This is a genomic window from Paenibacillus sp. SAFN-054, from assembly GCF_051966755.1.
Lineage (GTDB): Bacteria > Bacillota > Bacilli > Paenibacillales > Paenibacillaceae > Paenibacillus_AQ.
In genome coordinates, this window is record NZ_JBQCKS010000004.1 from 418,570 (window position 1) to 441,445 (window position 22,876).

Genomic DNA, 22,876 nt, shown 5'->3' on the forward strand with positions numbered 1-22,876 from the left:
GGTTGATTTTGACAATATCAATTTTCGTTATTCACTCATTTTCTCTTCGCCCATTATACCATGGCTACAACCTCATAGAAGAAGAATTTTTCGTTCAATATCGAATTTATAATGACGAAAATCTTCATCCCATCCCTTAGCGAGGCGGTAACGGCGTCCGCGCCGGATACTCCCACAGCTGCAGGCCAGCGCCGATCATGCCGCTGTAATTGCCGCGATAAGCGGGTACGAACTTCAAGTTATCGGTAAAAGAGGGCATCGCCCGCTTCAACGTTTCCGCCCGGACCCGCCCCAGAAATGCCTCTCCGCTCTCCGCCACGCCGCCGCCGAGCACGATCATTTCCGGATTGAACATGTGCACGATGGATGCAAGTCCCGCACCGAGCGCGCGGAAGGTCTCATCCATGATCCTGCCGGCTACCGCGTCCCCCGCCTGCCAGCGGGTCAGGACTTCCCTTGCATCGACACCTTCCGTACTCTGCCCCGAAGACTCCAGCTCCCGTCTCATCCGGGCACCGATGCCCGTTCCGGACGCGTACTGCTCCAGGCAGCCCACGCCGCCGCAAATGCAGGGCAGGCCGTCAAAATTCACCGACATGTGGCCGATTTCGCCTGCACCTCCCCAGCTTCCCCGGACGATGCGGCCATCTACCATGATGCCTCCGCCGACGCCCGTTCCGAGCGCGACGCACACAAAGTTTCGAAGACCTTGGGCAGCCCCGAGCCTTTTCTCGGTCAGGGTCAGTACATTGACGTCATTATCCACAAACACAGGCATCTGGAGACGCTCCTCCAGAATCTGCCGCAGCGGCGTGCCTGTATAGCCTGGAATCAGATCGGTTGAAAAATGCACCGAGCCCTGTTCCCAGTTGATCTGTCCCGCGCTCGCCACGCCGATGCCGCGTAACCGGAACAGGTCGGGCCCGTTGTCGCGCTGAAACAAATTGCGCAGCGTCTCGATGATCCGGTCCGGAATGCTGCCCTGGCCCGCCAGCGTAGGCAGAGAGCATGTGCTAAGCACATGCCCTTTCTCATCGATAATGCCTGCATTGATTTTGGTGCCGCCGAGATCGATCCCGATGGCGTAGGTTGAATCACCTGCGTATACTGCTCGTGTCATCCCCATGTCTGTCCCGCCTATCCCAGCACGACCGACATCGCCTGCACGTACTGTTCCGTGATCAGCTGCGGTCTGGTAATGGCGCTGCCGACGACGACATATTCCGCTCCCACGGCCAATGCCAGCGCCGCTTCGGCCGGCGTGGAAATTTTCCCCTCGGCGATAAGAACGGCACTCGTGAGCGATTTGGCGAGCTGCGATAACAGGCGGATGTCCGGTCCGGCGACTTGGGTGCTGTACGGGGTATACCCCGACAGCGTCGTTCCCACATAATCCACGCCAAGCTTCTCGGCAGCCATGCCCTCTTCGAAGGTCGACACATCCGCCATGACGGCTGCCCCGGCGGCATGAGCTTCGTCAATCAGCTCCTTCACCGTTTCCAGCCGGTTCTCCCGGTTCGTGACGTCGAGCGCCACGATATCGGCCCCTGCTTGAATGATCTGTCTGACCTCTGTCACCGTAGGCGTTATGAAAATATCCGAATCCGGCATGATCCGCTTGATGATGCCGATCACCGGCAGCTCCACGGCCTGCTTGATGCCCCAAATATCTCGGACCCCGTTGGCACGGATGCCGATGGCACCCGACTGCTGCGCAGCCAGAGCCATCTTGACCATCGTGTCCCCGCCATGCAGCGGCTCATGTTCCAGCGCCTGGCAGGATACGATCAAACCGCGGTTTTTGAATATGCATTTCATATGGCTGCTCCCCCTATCCAAACTCTTACCTCGCTCTATCAGGCTTTAATGGAAGACAAAGCCTCTTCCGTATATTCGTGAATCTGCTTCTGCAGCAGCACAATCCGTCCCCGGTCGGTCTCGCCCACCGGAAGCAGCGGCATCCGCGGCTCTCCGCACTCCACGCCCTGCAGCTTCAGCACAGCTTTACATGCTCCGTACAGAGATGGGAAGCTGAGCAGGGACTTGATGATCTCGTTGATTCTGAACTGCCACAGCTTCGCCTCTTCCATGCGGCCCTCGCGGTAGCAGCTTTCGACCTTCAGGAACAGCTCAGGCATCACGCCGTACGTTCCCCCGATGCCCCCGTCCGCGCCAATGCTGCGTCCTGCCAGATACTGCTCGTCAGGACCGTTCAGCACGAGGAAGTCCGCCCCGCCGATGGCTTTGAACTGCTGCAGCTCGTACGTGCTTTCCGAAGATATTTTCACGCCGATGACTTTATCCTGCGCCGCCATTTTGGCGAGCAGCTCCGCAGAGAGGTGAAAACCGGTTGTTTGCGGAATATGGTAGATGATGAACGGCAGCGACGTGCTGTCAATCATCTCCTGCCAGTGCCGCTCCACGCTTGCAGGCGACAGGCGGTAATAGATCGCAGGAACCGCTGATATCGCATCCGCGCCTACCGATTCGGCGTGCTTCGCGAGCTCCACGCTTTCGCGGGTAGAGGCTGATCCGACATGGACGATGATCGTCAGCTCGCTTCCGACCTCCTCCATAACGGCTTCCAGCACAACCTTCCGCTCCACGGCCGTCTGCAGCATGCCTTCACCGCTGCTTCCACCGACATACAGCCCTTTCACGCCTTTGTCCGCATAATGCCGGGCCAGTTTGCGCACTCTCACAGGATCGACATGGCCTTCTTCGTCATAGCAGGCATAAAAGGCAACGATGATGCCTTTGAATTTTTCGATATTGTACATATTTATCTCTTCCTTCCCTCTCGTCCGTTAAAATCGTAATCCGCAGCGTTACCCCAATATCCGTGTTAAACGTATTAACCTTTGACTGCACCCATCGTGATCCCTTGTGTAAATGCCTTCTGGAACGTAAGGAAGATCGCGATCATCGGCACGGAAGCCAAGGCTGCCCCTGCCATCATGACGCCGTAGTTCGTCGTATATTCCCCCTGCAGCGTCGCGATGCCCATCGGCAGCGTCATCATGGAGGTGGAACGCGTCATAATCAGCTGGCTGAAATAGTCGTTCCAGGAGCCGATAAAGGTGAAGATCGCAAGCGCGCCGAGCGCCGGTGTCAAGAGCGGCAGAATAATGGTCGAGAACATGCGCACTTCCGAGCAGCCGTCAATTTTGGACGCCTCGATCACTTCCGTCGGGATCGTCTGGGAGAACTGCTTCATCAGGAACACCCCGAACGGCCAGCCGATCGCCGGTATGATAAGGCCGCGGTATGTGTTGACCCAGCCGAAATCCGCCAGCATTGTAAACAGCGGCACGAGGATGACCTGCTTTGGCAGCGCCATCGCCGCTACGAACATCGTGAAGATGATCTTGCGGCCAGGAAAGCTTTTCTTAGCCAGCACGTAGCCCGCCAGCGCAGCGACCAGACAAACCGCGACCATTTCGCAGAACGAAATGAAGAAGCTGTTGAACGTCCAGCGCCATACCGAGTTTTTGAACAAATCGGACCAGTTCTGCAGCGTCGGATGCAGCGGGAACCATTCCGGCGGAATCGCGGTCGCCGTCGTCTGCTTTTTGAATGCGCCCGTAATGATCCAGTAAAAAGGAAAGATAAAAAACAACGTCGACAAGGTTAGAATGACATTGGCTATCCACCTGCCGATACCTAACGGTTTCTTGCCGGCTATATCAGATGGATTGACTCCCGCCTTCATGCCGGCCTGTATTGATGAACTCATCGCATACCCCTCCTAGTACTCCACATCGCTGCCGAAATATTTGAACTGGATGGTGGAAATAATGCCGATGACCACAGCCAGGATGATACCCATGGCGGAAGCCATACCGAAGTTGCCCAGCTTGAACGCCTGTTCATACACGCCGTACATGACGGTGGAGGTGCTGTAATATGGACCTCCGGAGGTGAGCAGCTGAATGATCGCAAAGCACTGAAACGTGTTGATCGTCGTAATGACGATGATATAGAGATTGGTCGGCATCAGCATCGGCCAAATGATTTTCCGGAATATTTGCCAGGACGAAGCCCGGTCAATTTGAGCTGCTTCGATATAGGAAGTCGGAATATTACCCAGCGAAGCGACATAGAGGATGATCGGCTGCCCGACGGAGGTGGTAATCAGTACGGCGATAATGGACAGCAGCGCCGTCTTCTCGTTCCCGAGCCAGGAGATCGGGTCAGCGCCGAACAGTCCGGTCAAATAGTTCAGCACCCCGTAATTCGGGTGATAAATCCAGCCCCATACCACCGTAATACTGACCACGGAAGATACGGCCGGCAGGTAGAATACGCCCCTGAAAAAGGATCTGGCAAATTCTTTTTTCTTGTAAATGCTCATCGCGACGAAAATCGAAAACACGATGACGATCGGAACGGTAATCAGTACGAGCAGCGACGTATTCCACAGCGACTTGATAAACGTCTCATTGTGGAACAGATCGACGTAATTGCTCAGGCCCACATATTCAAACTTTCGCAGGCTGTAGTTAAAGAAGCTGATATAAATCCCTCTCAGCATCGGATACGCAACGAACACGAGGAAGAATCCGAATGCCGGGAGGAGAAACAGATAACTCATGAACCAGTCACGCAAAACATTAGGATTTATTTTTATTTTTCGTACCCTTGTTTCCATGGCTCTCTCCCCTACTTTCCCATCTCTTTTGTTGACACGTGATGCGCTTGATTTGAAAGGAGTAGCGCACCATACGGCGCGCTACTCCAGAACTACGGCGTCAGTATCGTTTTATTTGCCGGCATCAGCCTTGGCTTTTGCGATGGCTTCGTCTGCTTTTTGAGCAAATTCATCCAATGCTTCCTTGCCTGTTGCCTTGCCAAGCAGTACCTTTTGCAGCTCTGGGAACCAGAACGTGCGCACTTCGGCATAACCGTCTACAATCGTCGGAGGACTTGTGTAGAAGTCACGTGCTTGCTCTGCATACGTGTATTCCGGATCGTTATACAATCCTGTGATGGAGCTGCGTGCGGACAAGCCGCCGGTTTGGATCAGGTTCTTCTTGCCCCACTCCGGATCGTTAGCAATGAAGTCGATCAGCTTCTTGGAAGCGGCGATCTTGTCTTCGTCGCCATTGTTGAAGACGGCAATGCCGCCCAGGTAAGGCTCAAGCTTCGGCTTCGCGCCGTCAATCGTTGGGAAAGGTACCAGCACATCTTCGAATTCAGCCTTTTTCAGCGTGGCATTCTGTGCTCTAAGCACCGGCGAGTAGTTCAGCGTGATCGCGAGCTTTCCTTGCAGGAACAAGTCATTCACATCGCCGCCTGTGAGGGACTCGGAACCGTTAACAACCAGCTTATCCTTCACGCCTTGCTTGATCCAGTCCAAAGCCGCGCCGGCTTTGTCCGTGTTGATGGCGATTTTGGAATTGTCTTCGTTCAGGAAGCTTGCGTTGCCCAGGTTCGCGATGTATGCGCGCGTTCCTTGGTCTCCGGCTTGGCTTTTCGCGAAGAATCCGGATGGAATGATATCAGGTGCTTTGTCTTTCACAGCTTGAAGCGCCTTCTTGTACTCGTCGAAAGTCCATGTGCGGTCCGGACGGTCCAGCGGCAGCAAATCAAGCGCGCCGATCTTTTCAAATACGGTTTTGTTCACGCCCATCATGAATGGAGCAGTGTTGATTGGATACATGTACGTTTTGTCGCCTACCATGGACTGTTTCCACAGTGCTTCCGGTACGTCCTTACGTACTTCATCGGTCACCATGTCGTCGAGCGGAGCGAGCAGGTCCTTCTTGGCCCAGTCCAGAATCCGTCCAGGCGCGTCATAGATGACGTCCGGCGCAGTATTCGAGGCAATCGCCACGTTCAGCTTTTCAGGACCGGCTTCGAATGTGATCATCTCTAGGTTGACCTTGATCTCAGGGTGTTTCTTGTTGAAGGCCTCGATGATTTGTTTCTCATACTTGCCGACTTCACCGTCAAGCGCCTGGAAGCTCGGGAAGTTCCACCACGTGATTTCTACGGGTTTAGCCTCATCCGTCTTCGGTGTATCCGTTGTTGTTTCTTTCTTGTCGTTACCTGCAGACTCGCTTGGCTTGCTTGAATCGCTTGTGGATCCGCATGCAACGAGCTGGGTGCCGATCAGCGTGATGCCTAGTAACGTCATCAGCCCTTTTTTAACTGTGCTCATTTCTTACCCCCCTGAATGGTTTGAAATTATCTTGTATAGCGCTTACAAGTGTAATTATAGGTGCTTTGTACTATTTTCTTGAATACCCTTATTTTTACTTTCATCCCTCTAAATTGACCCTTATGACAAACTCCTTCTTGTCGAATACCATTTTCCAATATTTGTTTTTTATCTTTGCGCCGCTTTCGCTACAATCGAAAATAACCCCAAGGATTCTAAAGAATCCTTGCTGAATTTTGCCAAACTGTCGGAAGTGCTGCCATATATAGAGGAAGTTTATCGAAACAACGAGTTGCCGGGGGGGTTTGAAGCGATGTATAAATTGATGGTTGTTGAGGACGAGCCGCTGATTCGCCTGGGGCTTCAAAAGTATTTCGACTGGAAAGAGCTCGGCTTTCATGAAATCGTGGAGGCGGAGAACGGGGCCGAAGGCGTGGAAACCGCCCTGAGGGAGAAGCCCGACCTGATCATTACCGACATCCGGATGCCGCTGATGGACGGTCTCGAAATGATCGGCAATCTGCGCGCTCATCTGCCCGAGACGCTTTTTGTCATCTGGACGGGTTACAACGATTTCGAGTATGCCCGGGAAGCGATACGCCTCGGCAATGTGTCCGCGTATCTGCTGAAGCCGCTGCAGTATGAGGAAAGCCTGAAGACCATTCAGGACTGCGTGAGCCAGCTTGAAAAGAAGCGTGCGCAAGAGCAGCTCGCGTCCGCCATGCAGGTAAACCTGGTGGAGAATACTCAGCTCAAACGAAGCCATTTCGTTAAGCAGCTGCTGGAGGACGGCGAGACCCAAGCGGACTCCGAACGGCTTGTCGCCTTAAGCGGAGCCGGAAGCGAAGAGCTATGGATGCAGCCCTTCGTGCTCTCCTACGTCCCCCGCTTGCTGTCCTCCCCGCATTTAAGATCGTGGTGGCGGCAAAATGCCGAACGGATGCTCATCGCGACGCTGCAGCGTTTCATACCTTCCATGGAACGTCAGCTTGTATTCAGCTATGTTTCCCATAACAAATTGTATGCGTTTACAATTATAAACGATGGTATCACCCCCCTCCTTACGGCACCTCTGCCGCCTAAGGAAACCCAGGCCCTGCTTCGCGATTTGGCTGCGGAGCAGCCGGTCCGCCTGTACATTGCCCAAGGTCAGCCGACCACGAGCCTCGGCACTTTGTCTACCCTGCTGCATCAAGCGGAACAAACCCTGCATATGCGGTTTGCCCGGGACGGCCGTCATGTCTATGAGCTTCAGCCACCGGCATCCGAGTCGCCGAAGTCTCCGATCCTCCAGCTTGGAGACAAGGAGAAAATGCTGCTTCTCACCTGCCTGGAGCAGGGTGAAACAACGCAGCTGGAGCAGCTTATGGGCCGCTTGGGGCTGGAACTCGAGGCCAAGACCGGCCAATTTCCCATGGAGCTGAGTCTGGGCTTCATTCAGGAAGTCATTGCTACCGGCATCCGTTATGCCGGCAAGCATGGCATCAACATTGAGGAGACGTATCACCAAAGGCTGCTATACCTGAGATTTGTGGATGATTTTGATTCCATGCCGGCACTGTTCGAATGGCTTACCGGCTGGATGCTGCAGCTTCGGACGGATGCGGGGCAAGCAGCGCGAAACGGCGGCACCCAGGATATGGCGGTATTCGACCAGATCGAGACGTACATTCTTCAGCATATCGACCAGGAGATTACGCTGCAGATGGTGGCTGACCGCTTTTTTTATAACCCGTCCTATCTCAGCCGGCTCTTTAAAACCAAGCTGAACAAAAACTATACGACCTTCGTCACGGAAATCCGCATTGCCTATGCCAAGCGGTGCCTCGTGCAGTCCAAGGTGCCGATGACCGATGTGGCCCAGATGTGCGGCTATACAAGCTATAAGCACTTCGTAAAAACCTTTCGCAAAATAACGAACATGACACCCTCCGACTACCGGAAGCAAATGGGGATGATGGATTGAAAAGCTCACTTTGGCTTCGTAAAATTTTTCATATGCGGCATTTAAACACGCAGATTTTCGTGCTGATGATCCTGACGGTTACCATCCCTCTGCTGATCATTTCGGCCATTATTTACTCCGCTTCCCTGCAGACGGTCAAGTCGGAATATACGAGCAGCTCCGATCTCATCCTGAACAATTTGTCCTTCAACATTGATCAATACCTGCAAAGCATCGAAAAAGGAACGCTATACGCTCATATGGACGGGGAGCTTCAAACCGCGCTTGAAAAATGGATCAACAACCCGGATGATGATCAGAGGCTGTCTTCCCAGTACGTGATCCAGCATTTTATCGCAACGCTCGAAATGACCATCAAGAATGTCGACAGCGTGCAAATCTATGCCGGACACGATCTTTTTTACTCGGCCAATTTCAACCGCTGGGATCTGAACTACGAAAATTTCGAGAAAGAGGAATGGTATCTCAAAACGCTTAAGCAAAAGGGCGGTATCGTCATTTTCGGCACGCACAGCCCCTTTCACAAAATTGATACGAAGGAAAAGGTCATCTCCATTGCGCGCGTCATCAACAAAACCGGCGGCAAACAGCCGCTCGGCGTCATGCTCGTGGATATCCGGCTCGATTCCCTGCGTGAAATTTTGAGCCTGTCCGAGAACACCAAACGGAACTTTGTCATCACGGATTCGGCAGGGGCTATTATTTATGCATCCAAGGACCTCGACTTTTCAAAGCGGCTCCAGATCGACAGCCAAAAATTCCAGCAGGTGCTGGATCAGGAGACGGGCAGCTTTTACAGCGACTTCGAGGGCCATGATTCCTACTTCAACTTCGTCACCTCCCCCTACTCCGGCTGGAAGGTCATTCAGTATACGGACGAAAGGGAAATGACGAAGGATTCCGCGATGCTCGGCCGGATCATTCTGTTTCTCGCCGTCGGCTCAATCGGCATGGCCATCATCTTTCTGATCATCATGCGGGCGCGCGTCACCAAACCGATTATTTTCCTGAAACGCCAGGTGGAAAAGGTCGGCATGGGCAAATTCGACGTGGATTTCGGAAGCAAGCGGCAGGATGAATTCGGGGTACTGTATCAAGGGCTCCGCAAAATGACCGAGGAGCTGCAGGATTATATCGATCGTTCCTCCAAAGCCAAGGTACAGCAGAAAATCGCACGGCTGGGTGCGCTCAAAAGTCAGATCAACCCGCATTTTCTGGCGAACGCCCTGGAATCCGTACAGATGAAGGCCATCTTAAATGACCAGCGCGAAATCGGCGAAATGGTCGGCACGCTCGGCCAGCTGTTCCGTATTCACACCAAGATGAGCAAGGACATCGTTTCCCTCGAGCAGGAGCTGCAGCATATCCGGCTGTACATCAAGGTGCAGCAGATGCGCTTCGGAGACAAAATCCAGTACGCCGAGGAGCTTGCGCCGCAGACGCAAAACCTGCAGGTGGTCCATTTCTCTTTGCAGCCGCTGATCGAAAATGCCATCATACACGGTCTTGAGCGGAGAGTAGGCCCAGGACTGCTGGAGGTGCGCACAGAGCTGAAAGAGGGGCAGCTGTTCATCATTGTCCGCGACAACGGTGCCGGCATGGAGCCGGAACAGCTGGCCGCGCTGCGTCAGCGTCTTGAGGAGCACACGGATACGGGCGACGATAACCATATCGGCATCGTGAATGTCCTGGAGCGGATTCATCTATACTTCGGGGCCCAGTACGGGATGACGATCGACAGCAGCCCTAGTGTCGGCACGACAGTGACGATCCGCCTGCCGGCGGTCTCACCGTAGATGCATGTCAGCCCGTTTGTAAGTCGCAATGGACTTTCAGATTTGGCAAACCGCCATGATAGATGTGTCAATTCGCGTTTTCGTGAATAGGCTATATCATCAACATTGATCTGGAGGTTCATTGATATGACGACAAGCAATTATCCCTTCGGGCCCGGCTTCCAGCCTAGTTATCCGGTTCCGTGGGCGTATGATCCATATGCTTATACGTTTCGCAGTCCCTTCCCGCCGTCTTACTACTACTGGCCGCGGCCGGAGCGGGCCTACCCTTACCCGGCAGCCTACCCGGTTTACTCCGCTTATCCGCCCTACCCGGCTTATGGGGCTCCGTATCCCGGCATCGCCTATACCTATGGCTATCCTCAGCAGGAAGCCACTCAAAACCGGGTAGAACCGACGCCGAAAGGCTTGAAGATCAAGGTTCAGCCGGAGGCGGAGGCGAAACCGGAGGATATAAAGCCGGAAAACGCGAAGACCGAGAATGTGAAGGCGGAGGGTCAGCCGGGGCTGAAGATGAATACCGGCATTGAGGTTGGCGGTCAGCATGGTGCAGGATTCCATGCAACGACGCAGGTCGATCCGCACGGAATCAGCAATCAGGTCAGCAGTCATGTGGGTGCAGACTCATACGGCCTGAACGTGCAGGGCGAAGCCAACCTGGACCAACAGGCCAAAGGCTTTCAATTTGAAACCGACAGCCAGCTGGGCGGTAAATACGGCATTCAAGCCCATGTTGATGGCCATGCAGGCCTGCAGCAGGGCATCGGGCTCAACACGGATGCCCAAATTGGCGGAGATCACGGCATTGGCGCCCATATGAAAGGCCAACTGGGCGGCGGTCAAGGCGCCGGATTCAGCACCGGCGCTTCCATCGGCGGACATCATGGGCTTGGTGCCCATGCCGGCGCGCAAATCGGAGGCGGTCAAGGCGTGAGCCTCCAGGTCGGCGGCAACGTCGGCAGCCACGACGGACAGGTGGGCATCAACCTGGGCGGCAAGGAGAAAAAGCAGTCCGAGTAAATGGCGCCATAGCTCTTGTAAGCCGGCCCCTGCTTAAATAGCAGCCAAAAAGGTCATCTTCGCAGATGACCTTTTTGGTGTTCGGATTTTATGAGGTTGTCTTCGTATCATGAACCGAATTAAGCGTGCTGCAGCTGCTCTGTCTTGATGTCCGGCAGCGCCGCAATGCCGGCCGAATTCAGGAAATTCCACGGTTTGTTGTAATGCGGCTGGAAGAAGAAATCCACGAACGCCAGCTCATCGACCGTCATGCCGTTTTGGATGCATACCGACAGGGTATTCATCGCCTGCGTCAGGTCGACTTTGGACATGATCTGCGCGCCGAGAAGGCGGCGGGTTTCCTGATCATAGACGACCTTAAGCGTTACTGTCTCTGCCGAAGGCATAAATTCCGGCCGGTAGGCATCCCGGATCGTAACGGCTTCCGCGCTCAGCTTCTCGTCTGCGCAGGCGCCTTCGGTAAGACCCGTCGAGGCCAGGTTCAAATCGTATATTTTCAAGCCCGACGTCCCCTGCGTGCCCAGATACTTCGTCGTCTTGCCCATCAGGTTGCGGGCTACCAGCATTCCCATTCGTACGGCGTTGGTAGCCAGCGGAATATATGCAGCCTTGCCCGTCGGATTGTAGCGAACCGCACAGCTGTCTCCGGCGGCGAATACGTCCGGTCTGCTCGTCTGCATATACTCGTCGACGATGATGGCGCCGTTTGGCAGCATATCGACCTGACCGCTCAGCAGCCCCGTGTTCGGGCGGAAGCCGATGCAGAGAATGACCAGATCGGTTTCGATTTCACCTTGGCTCGTAATGACGTGGCTTACTTTGCCATCCCGGCCCTCAAAAGCCTGCACCGTCTGGCCCAGCGCCAGCTCGATGCCTTTGGCGCGGAACGCATCCTCGATCTGGCTGCTGAATTCGGTGTCCAGGTACCGGTTCAGAATCCGGTCCGCGCTGTCGATCAGCGTCACCTTCTTGCCGCTCTGCTGGAATGCCTCTACCAGCTCCACGCCGATGTAGCCTGCCCCAACGACCGTAATATGATTCGCTTCTTTCGCTTTTTCGATAATCGTATTGGAATGATCGTAGTTCTTGCAAAGTAGAATATTACCGAGCTCCATGCCGGCAAGCTTCGGAATGATTGGCCAAGAGCCCGTCGTGACGATCAGCTTATCGAATGTATCCGTGAAGTGGTCTCCGGTGGCCATGCTGCGCACCTGCAGCGTCTTCGCCTGGGTATCCACCGCGAGCACCTCATGCCGCATGTGCGTTACGATGCCCAGGTCTGCCAGCTGCTGCGGCGAGGAGTAGAAAAGCCCCTGGGGATCCTTTACGACCCCTCCTACGTACAAGGCAATGCCGCACGACAGGAACGACACGTTATCGTTTCGCTCATATACGGTAATCTGCGCTTCAGGGTACAGCTTGGCGGCGTTGACCACCGCTGCGGTTCCTGCATGTGTGCATCCAATGACGGCTATTCTCATAATAAGTTCCTCCTCGGGATGATTGGCTATTTAAAAATAAAAGTAATCGAATTTATGATTAGAATAAGGGTTGATCTTCAGTCATTTGAAAAGTGGAATCAGCGACGGGTTAAGAAATGATCCATTCATGTCTGTTCTTTCAAGTTGTTGGTTGTGATTTATTTCACACTTATAATATACTGTGATTTTTTTCACATTGCAAGGGGTTTTACGTCTGTTTTCGAAATTTGTTCAATTTTTCACAATATAGATCTGGCTTAGCCATTGATCACGCGCCGTGAGCTTAACCACCTTTGAGCTATATTCCGTAACGAATAAAAATGCACCTCCCCATGGGCCATGCATCGAACCGGCAGGTTCTTCATGCTCCATCTGGAGAGGTGCTTGTATTAAGCAGTATAGTTATTTATTCAACCGCATTCTCAGCCTTTGATAACCTGAATCGCGTCATTCTGAACGTCCACATTGATATGCGTCACATTCTCGTCGTCCAGTACCAGATCAGTGATGCCGTCCTCTACGTACTGCTGGATGACACGGCGCAGCGGACGGGCCCCGAATGCCGGGTTGTAGCCGAGCTCGGACAATTTCTTCTTCGCCTCGTCGGTCACATGAAGCGTGATGCCCTGTTCTCCCAAGGTGCTGACGATTTCGTCAAGCATATGATCGACGATTTGAACCAGAACCTCTTCTTTCAAGGAAGCAAACGGAATGATCGCATCGAAACGGTTCAGGAACTCGGGACGGAAGTAGGCGCCGAGCGAGTCCAGAATCGAGCTGGTCTGCACGGATTCCGCGGCCGAGAAGCCGACGGTAATCTTCTTCTCCGTGATGCCTGCGTTCGATGTCATGATGATGACCGTATCCTTGAAGCTTACCGTCCGTCCCTGGCTGTCCGTCAGGCGGCCGTCATCCAGCACCTGCAGGAACATATTCTGCACGTCGGGATGCGCCTTCTCGATCTCATCGAGCAGGATGATGCTGTACGGATTGCGGCGCACGCGTTCGGTCAGCTGGCCGGCTTCGTCATGGCCGATATAGCCTGGAGGCGAACCGATCAGCTTCGATACCGAATGCTTCTCCATGTATTCGCTCATATCAAGCCGGATCATGGCGTCCGCCTGGCCGAACAGCTCTTCCGCGAGCGATTTGGACAACTCGGTTTTACCGACGCCGGTCGGTCCGACGAACAGGAAGGAAGCAATCGGCTTGTTCTTCGGCTTGAGGCCGGCACGGCTGCGGCGCACCGCTTTGGCTACCTTCTCGACGGCTTCCGTCTGGCCGATAACTTTGAAGCCGAGACGCTCCGCCAGATTTCTCATCTTATTCTGTTCGTCCTGCTGCAGCTTGCCGACTGGAATGCCGGTTTTGCGTTCGATGATATGCTGTATATCCTCGACGCGGACTTCCGCTTGAGTTTCCTGCTGCCCCGCGGCGCCGTTCAGCTTGCCGAGCAGTTCGCTCTCCTCATCGCGCAGCTTTGCGGCGCGTTCGTAATCTTCACTTCGGGTCGCTTGGTCTTTCTCGGCCTTTACCTGCTCCAGCCGTGCCTGAATCCGCCCCTGTCCGCTACCGGACATCCGTAAATTCAGTTTGGCGCCAGCCTCATCGAGCAGATCGATCGCTTTATCCGGCAGGAAGCGGTCCTGGATATACCGGTGGGACAGCTGCACGCAGGCCGCGATGGTTTCGTCGGAATAGCGAACCCCGTGAAATTCCTCGTACTTCGGACGCAGCCCCTTCAGAATCTCGATCGTTTCCTGAACCGTTGGTTCATCGACCATGACAGGCTGGAAACGGCGTTCCAGTGCGGCATCCTTCTCGATTTGGCGGTATTCCTTCAGGGTGGTTGCCCCGATGACCTGCAGCTCGCCGCGCGCCAATACCGGCTTCAGCATATTGCCTGCATCCATCGAGCCTTCGGCTGATCCTGCGCCGACGATCAGATGGATTTCATCGATGAACAGCAGAACATTCTCACGCTGCTGCAGCTCGGCGATCAGCTGTTTGACCTTCTCCTCGAATTGGCCGCGGATGCCGGTACCGGCAACAAGCGAAGCCACATCGAGGGAATAGACCTCTTTATTCAGCAGCTTGGCGGGTACTTTGCCTTCCGTGATGCGGAGGGCCAGGCCTTCGGCGATAGCCGTTTTGCCGACCCCGGGTTCACCGATCAGAACCGGGTTGTTTTTGCTGCGGCGGTTCAAAATTTCAATGACGCGCTCGATCTCTTCGTCACGGCCGATCACGGCATCGATTTGTCCCGCTTTTGCCGCGTCATTCAGGTTGCGGCCCAGCTGATCCAGTATGCCGTTTCCGCCTTGCCCCCTGCTCGGAGCACGGGTCCCCGCGCCATGTGCGCTGTTAGCGTCCTGCCCAGATTGCGGCTGCTGCATGAATCCTTTGAAGAACTCGTCGATCGGCGACATGCCGGACGAGCCGAAACCGGCGTGGAACGGAATTCCGCTGTTAATTTCTGCATAGCACTCTTTACATATATAAAGTCTCTCGGATTGTTGATTTACGGTCAGGCTAAGTCCTACGGTTGCTTCATGTTGATTACATTTTTGACAACGCATGTTCATTGCCCCTTTCTTGTATGAAAGCTTAAGCTCGCCTCAATCGGCGTATGATCAAATCTTCTGACTTTGACTTTCTTTGACTTTCCTTGATTATTATTATAGCGCATCCTTCTCCTATGTCAACCCCGTTTGAAAATATACAATGAAAACTTTCAACGAAACAAAAAAACCACGCTCACCCGGTTGTTAACAGGCTTAAACGCAGTTTTCTAACGTAATTCAAGATCAACGATCCCTAAGCTACTTTGATTCCAAAGTCAAAGAACGAGGTCTCGCCATCATACGGGCTTCGGATGTTCTCCCCAGTTTTCACCCCAAATGCGCAATTCCCGAAGCACGGGGATGTACGCCCTGCCTTTATCCGTCAGAGTGTACTCAACGGTTACAGGTCTGGTAGGGAAAACCTGGCGATTGATGACTTCATGCTGCTCCAAGTGGTGCAGGACATTCGTTAAAGACTTGATACTGATATGGTCTAAATTTCTTCGCATTTGATTAAAGCGCTGCGGACCCAGACTAAGTAAGGTGAGCACCAGAATAGACCATTTTCCGCGAACAACCTCCAAGGCTTCACGAATGGATATGAGGCATTGCTCCTCCTCTTTGCTTACATTCACTGAAATCTCTCCTTACTATAATATAGTTGGTCTATTTTATAGGGCTACATAAAAATAATGTGTCTACTTTAGATTATACATCTGATAATTTATAGTAACATTAAGACATATCTCACTGCTATGTTTCAGCTTAAGCAGCGTTCGTCTTACAAAGCTTAGGAAGGAGTTTTAGAAGGCCACGTGACCTCAAAACTGTAATAATTATAATATTAGTTAATAATTTGAAGACTTCTAGTGCCTTCAAAGAGCACAGTAATAATGAGGAGGAGAGACACATGTCCGTTGCACAATCGTCTCAAAAGGTGGAGCAGCAGTTCTTTAACGTGATTCAAGATCGGCGGTCCGTACGCTACTATTATTCTGAAGCAAAGATACCGCGGGAGGAAATGAACGAAATCCTGCAGCAAGCTACGTTAGCCCCTTCAGGCGCCAATCTGCAGCCGTGGCGGTTCCTCGTCATCGACTCACCGGAGCTGAAGCAAAAACTGTTTCCGATCGCCAACCAGCAGCAGCAAGTGATCGAGGCCTCGGCTGTCATTGCGGTACTCGGTGATTTGGAAGGCTACACATTGGCCGAGAAAATTTACGGAATGACCGTCGATGCGGGTTACATGCCTGAAGAGACAGCCAAATCATTCGTGGAACGCTATCAAGGATTGTTCGCAAGCATGCCTACAGAGACGGTTCTCCGAAAAGTATTGATCGACAGTGGATTGGTATCCATGCAGCTGATGCTTGTCGCCCACGCTAAAGGTTATGATACGGTGCCGATGGGCGGCTTTGACCAAGCTAAATTTACAGAAGCGTTCAATATTCCGGAGAGATACGCTCCTGTTATGCTCATCGCCATCGGTAAAGGAGCGAAGCCCGGACACCCGACGGTGAGATTGCCAATTGAGGATGTCGCCTTCTTCAATGAAATGCCTAAGGCATGAATCATAACCGACACGCTTGTAAGTGTAAGAGAAAGGCGAGGGCATTGCGTACCCTCGCCTACTTTTTGCCGATATCGGCTCCCGCCTGCTCAGGATAAGATTCATCGATAGCCCCGTTCGCAATCCGGATCCCGACCTCGTCTCCCACGGAAACGGAAACGTAATCATCCTTTCCGACAGACAGCCATATCGCATCGGGCTGAGCCTTCTCCAGAATCTCATTCAGCGGTGTATCCGGCGCTGCCTGCTTGCGCACGACCAGCACCCTTCCGTTTTCTTTGGCTACCACATATCCGTTTTTGTGATCCCAGCGCCCTTCCGGCGCTGCATCCTTTGCTGCGGAGCATCCCATGACCAGAAGCAGCAGCATAACGGCCAATATCCCATATTTGCGCATGTTCCTCCTCCTTCCAAACCAAGCGGTAACGGCTCATGGCCTGTCTTCCGCTAAGCATATAACTCCTGTGACGGAAATAATGGTTATCATGTTGCGCTTCGCGCATAAAAAAAGACATCTAGCGATGTCTCCTGCATTCATTCATGTGCGTTCAGGAAAAATCCGAAACGATAACGCTCTCTCTTTCACCTCTATACGTGTATGCTTCTATGGTTTCGGGCTTTGCGTGTCGACCTTGATCTTCAGCAGCAGCGTTAAGACATCCGCTGCCAGCATCTCCTTCAGTTCCTCGGGGTTATTCGCGTTATAGTTCCGGTAACCGCCGGACTTACTCTGGCGAAATACGGCCAAGGTGGCAGACTCCCCCGCTTTCAGCTCCAGTTTCTCATCTCCTATGACAGAGCCCATCATGGACGAACGGTCTTTATCGATTACACCGGGTACGTCAATGAGGCCTGTGCTGACTCCTGGGGCGTATAAAATCATGGACTTCTGCTCCCCGCCTTTGGTGACCAGTCCCCAGCCCATCGCACCCTCGCTTGATTCGGAGGGGGCGTTGCCGTAAGAGAGACGGATGAGCTGCGAATCCTGCATTTTCTCACCCTTTTTATAGCCCTCCACCCAAATCTCAACCCAGGTTGTATCCGCATGCGGCAGAAGCAGGTTATAATCGAATACGCTGCCGAGTGACAGGGTTCTGAACATTTCCGTGTAGCTTGAGTCCTTCTGCGGCTTAATCACTGCCAATGTATCCTCCTTCGGCTTCGAACCGGCACACCCGGCAAGCAGCAGAATCAGCAGAACCCCGGCCGTCATCCGCTTCCATCCTCTTTTCATGGCTCCCCCCTTTTCCTCCAGAAGTAAGAAGGCAATTCGCCGCCTTCACTCTTGTCATAATTTGTATATATTGTAAGTTAATTTATGGATACCGTAAACCGTGAAACATCAAAAAAGAGGCATCCGCGGATGCCTCTCTTCAACCATTTATTGTTTCAGCATGACATGTTCTTTAATCTTTCCGTTGATCCAGTCCCGTTTGGATACAATCCATGCCGCTTCCTTCGGATACCTGCTGAAGGTAATCGGCTCATCCAAGCCTTCATCCAGCGCCGCAAGCACTGCTTCCCGGCCCATCAGCTCATCCAGGAGGCGCAGCGCCCGCAAATCCTGCAGCGCTTCGCGCAGGACCTCCATCCGGATCGACTCGATCGGGCCTTCCTCGCCCGGATAAACCAGGAATGAGTCACCTGAAGGGAAGACGCCCCCAGCGTCCGTGACGCGGAACGGATCGATCACCTTCTTGGAGTATTGTGTATACCAAAAATTATAGCCCCAGTGCAAGAAGCCGACTGCATCGTATTTGTACAATTGATAGCCCAGAATCCGGTTGCGCGCGGACGGCATGGCGAAGAACCGGTTGGATACATCCTTGTACTGCGATACGCAGTAATACGTCCACAGCGGCGTGACTCCGTGTTCCAGGAAGGGTTCGATGTGGTTGTTAGCAGGTATCGGATTCTCCACAAGGCCCTTTTCATAGAAATCGTAATCCGACAAAGCGTCGATAATCGGAAATCCCTCGAGAAGATCCTTCACGATATTACGGGCACTTTCGTAAGATTCAAGGTGATCCAGCGTCGGCTCATCGGAAATATGGAAATAGCTGCGGCTCTCCAGCCCGTTCTCCCGAATCCAGCTCACCAGCTGCGGCAGGAATTGATTCAGAAATGCATGATAAGCTTCGCCCGACGCGTCGGTCTCCCAGCCGAAGATGCGCCTTGCTTCACCATCGACGGTCGCCATAATTTTCGGTGCATGCCGTGCGCCCCACTGTGTGAACAGATGTGAGAATTCGAAATACTTGACGCCGCATTCGTTGCACAGCTCAACCCATCTTTTCAGGCGGTCAAATCCGAAACGGTACTGATCCACCCCCGTCACCTCAACATCGATCAACTGCACGGTCGGACGTTCTCCCCCGACTTCCGTGTCGAGCGGAGGCGTGAAGAGAGGCGTAAGCAGCATATTGATGCCGTGATCCACCGCGGTTTGTATGTATCGTTTCAGGAGCTCCCAGTGCCTTTCGCTGAACGCATCCGTATGATAGTGTGTCGTCAGGCAGTCCGCGTGAAACCACTGCGTATGCACAAGCTGCTGCTCGGGCAGCTTCGCCCCGATGATCTCAAGCTCAAAGCGCTCCTCCGCCAGCGCCTCCCCCGATTCCGTTTCAAAGCTTACCCGAATCGGGTATATGCCAGGCTCTACATCATTTCTTGGATTCACCGTAACCCAAATCGAACGCCATTGGCCCGGATATGCGCGCAAGCCGCCGTCCAGCGGCAGCAGCGGGTCCGGATACAGGCCAGGCGTGGTCCGCAGCATGTTGTCGTCATGATCAGGCTGCACAGGGAATTCCGACGGCGCCAGGCCGACGCTGCGAAGCGTAATGTAGTCCCCGATTTTTGAATCGACCTTCACTTGAATAGCCGGCATCAGCTGCTTCGGCCGGTAGGCCACCTGATATGAGAATACTTCATTTTGGAGCGCGGCACCGCTTGCTGCTGCCTGTTCCAGCAGCTCCTCGTCGGCAAACACCTTCACCAAAGAATGGACCGTGCGCGTCTCGAATTGCTTCGTCATATACTGCATCCTCCCTTCGTCTCCTCCCGATATTGCGTGGGGGTCTTGCCTACGTTTTTCTTGAAAACTTTCGCGAAATAAAAATAATTCGGATACCCCGACTGCTCCGACACCTCGTATATTGTAAGACGAGAAGAGCCCAGCAGCCGGCAGGCGTAAGCAATCCGCTTATCCGTTACATACTGCAGAAATGTCGTCTTTGCCACCTTCCGGAACAGCTGGCTTAAGTAGCTGGGATTGACGTAGAACTGCTCCGAGATGCTCTTGAGCGAGACATCCTCCGTGAAATGCCCATCCAGGTAATGCATGATGTCCTGCAGGGTTTCGTGCCTGACGCTTGCATCTGCTTCCAGGTCGACCTGCTGCGGGGAGAAGGAGAAGAGCCTGATCTCTTTCAGCATATTCGCGAGCGTCCCGTATTTTTCCACCAACTGCTCGTAACCGTGAATGTATTCATCCTGATCGGCCTGGCCGCTGTGCATGAGGAAGAACGTATTGCAGAACCGCAGCGCATCCTGAATATCCACGGTCCCGCGAGCCGCAAACCTTCCGAACATGTCGCACAGCTTCGTTACCTGCTCCGGATTCAGCGGATTTCCCATCTGCTGCCAAAGATCCTTGATCTCCGGCCAGGAGCGTTCGGCAACAGGCATATAAAGACCCTTCAGTCCCGTCATAAAATACTGGTAGGAAGCAGCTTCGGCCTCCTGATAAGCGCAGTGCAGCTGGCCGGCATCCAGCAAGGTCCTGGAGCAGCCTATGCCCTTCACAGCCGGCGCCAGCAGCAGACTTGCCGCCAGTTCCCCGTCCATGCTTCCATCCGGGCCGGCCCTTAGCAGGTACATGGTCTCCTGCCTGCCGGTCCGCAGCCGGATCAGGGGGACGGAGACTCCCGGCGGCTCTTCGTTCTCCCCGATGACGGCAACCACCAACATGCCTTGACCGTTATCCCACGACAGATTCATGCGGTGTAACAATTGGGCAGCATACGCCTTGGACTCGATCCGGTCCGACATGAAATACAGCAGCTCCATTTGCAGGAGAAGCTCCTTCTCCTGCTGCATCGCCCTGAACCGGGTCAGCAAGCCCGCCATCTCCTGCTCTTCGAAAGGCTTCAGGCAGTATCCGATGGCACCGGCATTGATAGCCTGCTGGGCGTATTCGAATTCGGCGTGACCACTCGATACGATGAATCGGGTATCGAGCTCCAGTCGGTTCACCTCGCGAATCAGCTCCAGACCGTCCATCCCCGGCATGCGGACATCCGTGATCACTAGATGGGGCCGCTGCTCTTGAATGACCTTCAAGCCCAGAATCCCATTCATGGCTTCGCCAACCACTTCATACCCGTATGATTCCCAGTCTACAGAAAGGCGCATATCTTTCAAGACCCATTTTTCATCGTCGACCAGCACTATTTTATACTTCAACCATCCTCACCCTCTTTGGCCAAAATCGTCAGATATACTTCTGTACCCGCGGTGGGCGAGCTTCTGATCGCAACTCCGGAACCGCTTCCATAAGACAGCTGCAGCCTTCTATGGACGTTCATCAGTCCCAGGCTGTGGTTGTCGGCAGCTGCGGTTTCCCGCTCGGCGTGTCCCGACAAGGCTTGCTGGAGCCGCGCAAGCTGATCCGGCGGAATACCCTCGCCGTCATCCTTGACCCAGAGCACGAGAGCCCCCTGCCCGTTGTCGCACCCGCCGATCCAGAGCGTGCCCTTATCCATTTTCCGTTCCAAGCCATGCGATAAGGCATTCTCCACGATGGGCTGCAAAATCATCTTGATGATTTTACGGTCGTGCAGCTGGGGATCCACGTCGTAATACACGTCAAAACGGTCCTCGAAGCGGAACTGCTGGATTTTAACGTAGAACTTCACGATGTCCAGCTCCTCGCGCAGCGTTACCCGCTCCGCACCCTTGATGCTGTATTTGTAAATCTGGCTTAGGGCACCGGTAATCTCCACGAACTGCGGCATGCCGAGCTCGGCGGCCAGCCCCTTCATGGATGCGAGGGTATTGTACAGAAAATGCGGATTGACCTGATGCTTGAGATAGGACAGCTCCGCCGACTGCTTGGATAGTTCCAGCTCATAGATCCGCATGCGCGAGGCTACCGCTTCTTCCGTCAGATCGTCGATCGCCTCGATCATTTCATTGAATTTTCCGGCCATGATTTTGATTTCCAAATATCCGTCCAGCTTGATCTCGGATCTCTCTTTCTGAAAATGCCCCATCTTCAACGCGTTGATGGACCGGATGAACATCCGGATGGGGGAGACGATGTTTTTGCCGAACACGATCGCCATGAAGATCAAGGCCGGAACCGTTAAGGCTAGAATGAACATGTACACCTTTCGAATGTCTGTCATTCCGCGCAGCAGCTCCTTTTCGGAAATGACGTTGATGATCTTCCCTCCAATATCGGGCAGATCAACCATTCTTACGATATGGCGGATATGCTGCTCATCGTAAAAAACGTAGTTTCCGCTGCCGGCCTTCTCCAGCCTATCGAGCGCATAGGTTTCCCCGATATGCCCGCCACCGCTCGCTGCGACGACGACGTTGTTCCGGTCGAGCACGTAAATTTTGCCGAAGGCATTCTGGTACACCTCCTCCATATTGGAGATGAAGGAGGATGGCTTCATGAATACGACCATGTACCCCAGCCGCCTGCCGACGGTCGAGGTCGGCATGGCATTGTTGATAGGAAGCCCCACCAGGAAATACTGATTCTCCTTGTCTCCGTTATGATTAACGATGAGCCCCTTGTAATAAGGATTCGAGCCGCTGTAATTTTTAAACGCCATTTCTTCTATGGTACGCATGACTGCCTCGCGCTTTTGGCTGTCGATCATCAGGTTAAAATTGCTGCCGTTATTCCCGATGATGGTCACGTCCATAATGCCTTCGCGAAGCGAGCTGTATCGGGCAACCAGAGTGTCTGTCTGTCTGTACAGTTCGTATCTCCCTGGCGACTGGTCCTTTGTCTCCAGCAAATACTGCTGAACCGATTCGTTATAAGCCATCCCCTGAATCAAGCGATTGGTCGCCGTATTTTGCGCGGAAATATGCTGCCTGATCTTATTCAACAGCAAATAAGAATAGTCGCTGTTCTGATGGTACAACCACCTCGATGTAAAGATATAGGCCGTGGCCATGACCCCGAAGAGCAGCAGCATAAAGGCCATAATAATAAGAAACAGCTGCCGCCGGATCGGCAGACTCCGAATGTAGTTTAGCAAGAGGTGAATCCTCCCCCGTGGCTCTAGGATGC

General features: G+C 53.5%; 18 protein-coding genes. 4 read left to right on the forward strand and 14 right to left on the reverse strand.

The genetic code is table 11. The features are described 5' to 3' along the window. Nucleotides 1–136: 136 nt before the first annotated feature. The 6 genes from ACTHPM_RS20490 to ACTHPM_RS20515 form a co-directional block, all read right to left on the reverse strand. Nucleotides 137–1,126, reverse strand: coding sequence for an ROK family protein (locus tag ACTHPM_RS20490; protein ID WP_440396926.1), 990 nt, complete (start codon nucleotides 1,124–1,126; stop codon nucleotides 137–139). 11 nt (nucleotides 1,127–1,137) lie between these two features. Then, nucleotides 1,138–1,818: an N-acetylmannosamine-6-phosphate 2-epimerase gene (locus ACTHPM_RS20495; RefSeq protein WP_440396925.1), complete on the reverse strand. Its 681-nt coding sequence runs from the start codon at nucleotides 1,816–1,818 to the stop codon at nucleotides 1,138–1,140. Nucleotides 1,819–1,856: 38 nt separating this feature from the next. After that, nucleotides 1,857–2,780, reverse strand: coding sequence for a dihydrodipicolinate synthase family protein (locus ACTHPM_RS20500; protein ID WP_440396924.1), 924 nt, complete (start codon nucleotides 2,778–2,780; stop codon nucleotides 1,857–1,859). A 74-nt stretch (nucleotides 2,781–2,854) separates the two neighbouring features. Continuing rightward, the gene (locus ACTHPM_RS20505) at nucleotides 2,855–3,736 is read right to left on the reverse strand and encodes a carbohydrate ABC transporter permease (RefSeq protein ID WP_440396923.1); all 882 of its coding nucleotides are present in this window, start codon (nucleotides 3,734–3,736) and stop codon (nucleotides 2,855–2,857) included. A 12-nt stretch (nucleotides 3,737–3,748) separates the two neighbouring features. Next, complete coding sequence (locus ACTHPM_RS20510; protein WP_440396922.1) at nucleotides 3,749–4,594, reverse strand: carbohydrate ABC transporter permease; 846 nt, start codon at nucleotides 4,592–4,594, stop codon at nucleotides 3,749–3,751. A gap of 168 nt (nucleotides 4,595–4,762) precedes the next feature. Beyond that, entirely contained in the window at nucleotides 4,763–6,163 is a 1,401-nt protein-coding gene (locus ACTHPM_RS20515) for an extracellular solute-binding protein (RefSeq protein WP_440396921.1), read from the reverse strand. Nucleotides 6,164–6,476: 313 nt separating this feature from the next. On the opposite strand from ACTHPM_RS20515, the gene ACTHPM_RS20520 reads away from it, so the two are divergent. The 3 genes from ACTHPM_RS20520 (at nucleotide 6,477) to ACTHPM_RS20530 (ending at nucleotide 10,945) form a co-directional block, all read left to right on the forward strand. Next, complete coding sequence (locus ACTHPM_RS20520) at nucleotides 6,477–8,129, forward strand: response regulator transcription factor (protein WP_440396920.1); 1,653 nt, start codon at nucleotides 6,477–6,479, stop codon at nucleotides 8,127–8,129. Beyond that, nucleotides 8,126–9,925 (forward strand): cache domain-containing sensor histidine kinase, encoded by a 1,800-nt coding sequence (locus ACTHPM_RS20525; RefSeq protein WP_440421656.1) that lies wholly within the window; start codon nucleotides 8,126–8,128, stop codon nucleotides 9,923–9,925. Before ACTHPM_RS20520 ends, ACTHPM_RS20525 begins: the two co-directional genes overlap by 4 nt. A gap of 126 nt (nucleotides 9,926–10,051) precedes the next feature. After that, complete coding sequence (locus ACTHPM_RS20530) at nucleotides 10,052–10,945, forward strand: hypothetical protein (RefSeq protein ID WP_440396918.1); 894 nt, start codon at nucleotides 10,052–10,054, stop codon at nucleotides 10,943–10,945. 119 nt (nucleotides 10,946–11,064) lie between these two features. Here the strand turns inward: ACTHPM_RS20530 and ACTHPM_RS20535 are convergent, their stop codons facing one another. From ACTHPM_RS20535 to ACTHPM_RS20545, 3 genes are all read right to left on the reverse strand, one after another. Continuing rightward, entirely contained in the window at nucleotides 11,065–12,426 is a 1,362-nt protein-coding gene (locus ACTHPM_RS20535) for an FAD-dependent oxidoreductase (RefSeq protein ID WP_440396917.1), read from the reverse strand. A 422-nt stretch (nucleotides 12,427–12,848) separates the two neighbouring features. Continuing rightward, entirely contained in the window at nucleotides 12,849–15,005 is a 2,157-nt protein-coding gene (locus ACTHPM_RS20540; protein WP_440421658.1) for an AAA family ATPase, read from the reverse strand. 281 nt (nucleotides 15,006–15,286) lie between these two features. Then, complete coding sequence (locus ACTHPM_RS20545; protein WP_440396915.1) at nucleotides 15,287–15,625, reverse strand: winged helix-turn-helix transcriptional regulator; 339 nt, start codon at nucleotides 15,623–15,625, stop codon at nucleotides 15,287–15,289. Between the two features lie 275 nt (nucleotides 15,626–15,900). Between ACTHPM_RS20545 and ACTHPM_RS20550 the strand changes: the two genes are divergently transcribed. Further along, nucleotides 15,901–16,560, forward strand: a complete 660-nt coding sequence (locus ACTHPM_RS20550; RefSeq protein WP_440396914.1) for a nitroreductase family protein — start codon at nucleotides 15,901–15,903, stop codon at nucleotides 16,558–16,560. Nucleotides 16,561–16,618: 58 nt separating this feature from the next. On the opposite strand, the gene ACTHPM_RS20555 is transcribed toward ACTHPM_RS20550, so the two are convergent. From ACTHPM_RS20555 to ACTHPM_RS20575, 5 genes are all read right to left on the reverse strand, one after another. Beyond that, the gene (locus ACTHPM_RS20555; protein WP_440396913.1) at nucleotides 16,619–16,957 is read right to left on the reverse strand and encodes a DUF3221 domain-containing protein; all 339 of its coding nucleotides are present in this window, start codon (nucleotides 16,955–16,957) and stop codon (nucleotides 16,619–16,621) included. 207 nt (nucleotides 16,958–17,164) lie between these two features. Continuing rightward, on the reverse strand, nucleotides 17,165–17,794 hold the full coding sequence (locus ACTHPM_RS20560; protein WP_440396912.1) for a hypothetical protein: 630 nt from the start codon (nucleotides 17,792–17,794) through the stop codon (nucleotides 17,165–17,167). Nucleotides 17,795–17,941: 147 nt separating this feature from the next. Next, on the reverse strand, nucleotides 17,942–19,597 hold the full coding sequence (locus tag ACTHPM_RS20565) for a glycoside hydrolase domain-containing protein (protein ID WP_440396911.1): 1,656 nt from the start codon (nucleotides 19,595–19,597) through the stop codon (nucleotides 17,942–17,944). Next, a complete protein-coding gene (locus tag ACTHPM_RS20570) occupies nucleotides 19,594–21,027 on the reverse strand; it encodes a response regulator transcription factor (protein ID WP_440396910.1) in 1,434 nt (477 codons plus the stop codon). Before ACTHPM_RS20570 ends, ACTHPM_RS20565 begins: the two co-directional genes overlap by 4 nt. After that, nucleotides 21,024–22,844 (reverse strand): sensor histidine kinase, encoded by a 1,821-nt coding sequence (locus ACTHPM_RS20575; protein ID WP_440396909.1) that lies wholly within the window; start codon nucleotides 22,842–22,844, stop codon nucleotides 21,024–21,026. Before ACTHPM_RS20575 ends, ACTHPM_RS20570 begins: the two co-directional genes overlap by 4 nt. Nucleotides 22,845–22,876 lie beyond the last annotated feature (32 nt).

What these genes read in the sequence shown, in the direction of transcription:
- ACTHPM_RS20490 (WP_440396926.1), bottom strand. Translation starts at nt 1,126, where the DNA reads ATGGGGATGACACGAGCAGTATACGCAGGTGATTCAACCTACGCCATC.
- ACTHPM_RS20495 (WP_440396925.1), bottom strand. Translation starts at nt 1,818, where the DNA reads ATGAAATGCATATTCAAAAACCGCGGTTTGATCGTATCCTGCCAGGCG.
- ACTHPM_RS20500 (WP_440396924.1), bottom strand. Translation starts at nt 2,780, where the DNA reads ATGTACAATATCGAAAAATTCAAAGGCATCATCGTTGCCTTTTATGCC.
- ACTHPM_RS20505 (WP_440396923.1), bottom strand. Translation starts at nt 3,736, where the DNA reads ATGAGTTCATCAATACAGGCCGGCATGAAGGCGGGAGTCAATCCATCT.
- ACTHPM_RS20510 (WP_440396922.1), bottom strand. Translation starts at nt 4,594, where the DNA reads ATGAGTTATCTGTTTCTCCTCCCGGCATTCGGATTCTTCCTCGTGTTC.
- ACTHPM_RS20515 (WP_440396921.1), bottom strand. Translation starts at nt 6,163, where the DNA reads ATGAGCACAGTTAAAAAAGGGCTGATGACGTTACTAGGCATCACGCTG.
- ACTHPM_RS20520 (WP_440396920.1), top strand. Translation starts at nt 6,477, where the DNA reads ATGTATAAATTGATGGTTGTTGAGGACGAGCCGCTGATTCGCCTGGGG.
- ACTHPM_RS20530 (WP_440396918.1), top strand. Translation starts at nt 10,052, where the DNA reads ATGACGACAAGCAATTATCCCTTCGGGCCCGGCTTCCAGCCTAGTTAT.
- ACTHPM_RS20535 (WP_440396917.1), bottom strand. Translation starts at nt 12,426, where the DNA reads ATGAGAATAGCCGTCATTGGATGCACACATGCAGGAACCGCAGCGGTG.
- ACTHPM_RS20540 (WP_440421658.1), bottom strand. Translation starts at nt 15,005, where the DNA reads ATGCGTTGTCAAAAATGTAATCAACATGAAGCAACCGTAGGACTTAGC.
- ACTHPM_RS20550 (WP_440396914.1), top strand. Translation starts at nt 15,901, where the DNA reads ATGTCCGTTGCACAATCGTCTCAAAAGGTGGAGCAGCAGTTCTTTAAC.
- ACTHPM_RS20555 (WP_440396913.1), bottom strand. Translation starts at nt 16,957, where the DNA reads ATGCGCAAATATGGGATATTGGCCGTTATGCTGCTGCTTCTGGTCATG.
- ACTHPM_RS20560 (WP_440396912.1), bottom strand. Translation starts at nt 17,794, where the DNA reads ATGAAAAGAGGATGGAAGCGGATGACGGCCGGGGTTCTGCTGATTCTG.
- ACTHPM_RS20565 (WP_440396911.1), bottom strand. Translation starts at nt 19,597, where the DNA reads ATGACGAAGCAATTCGAGACGCGCACGGTCCATTCTTTGGTGAAGGTG.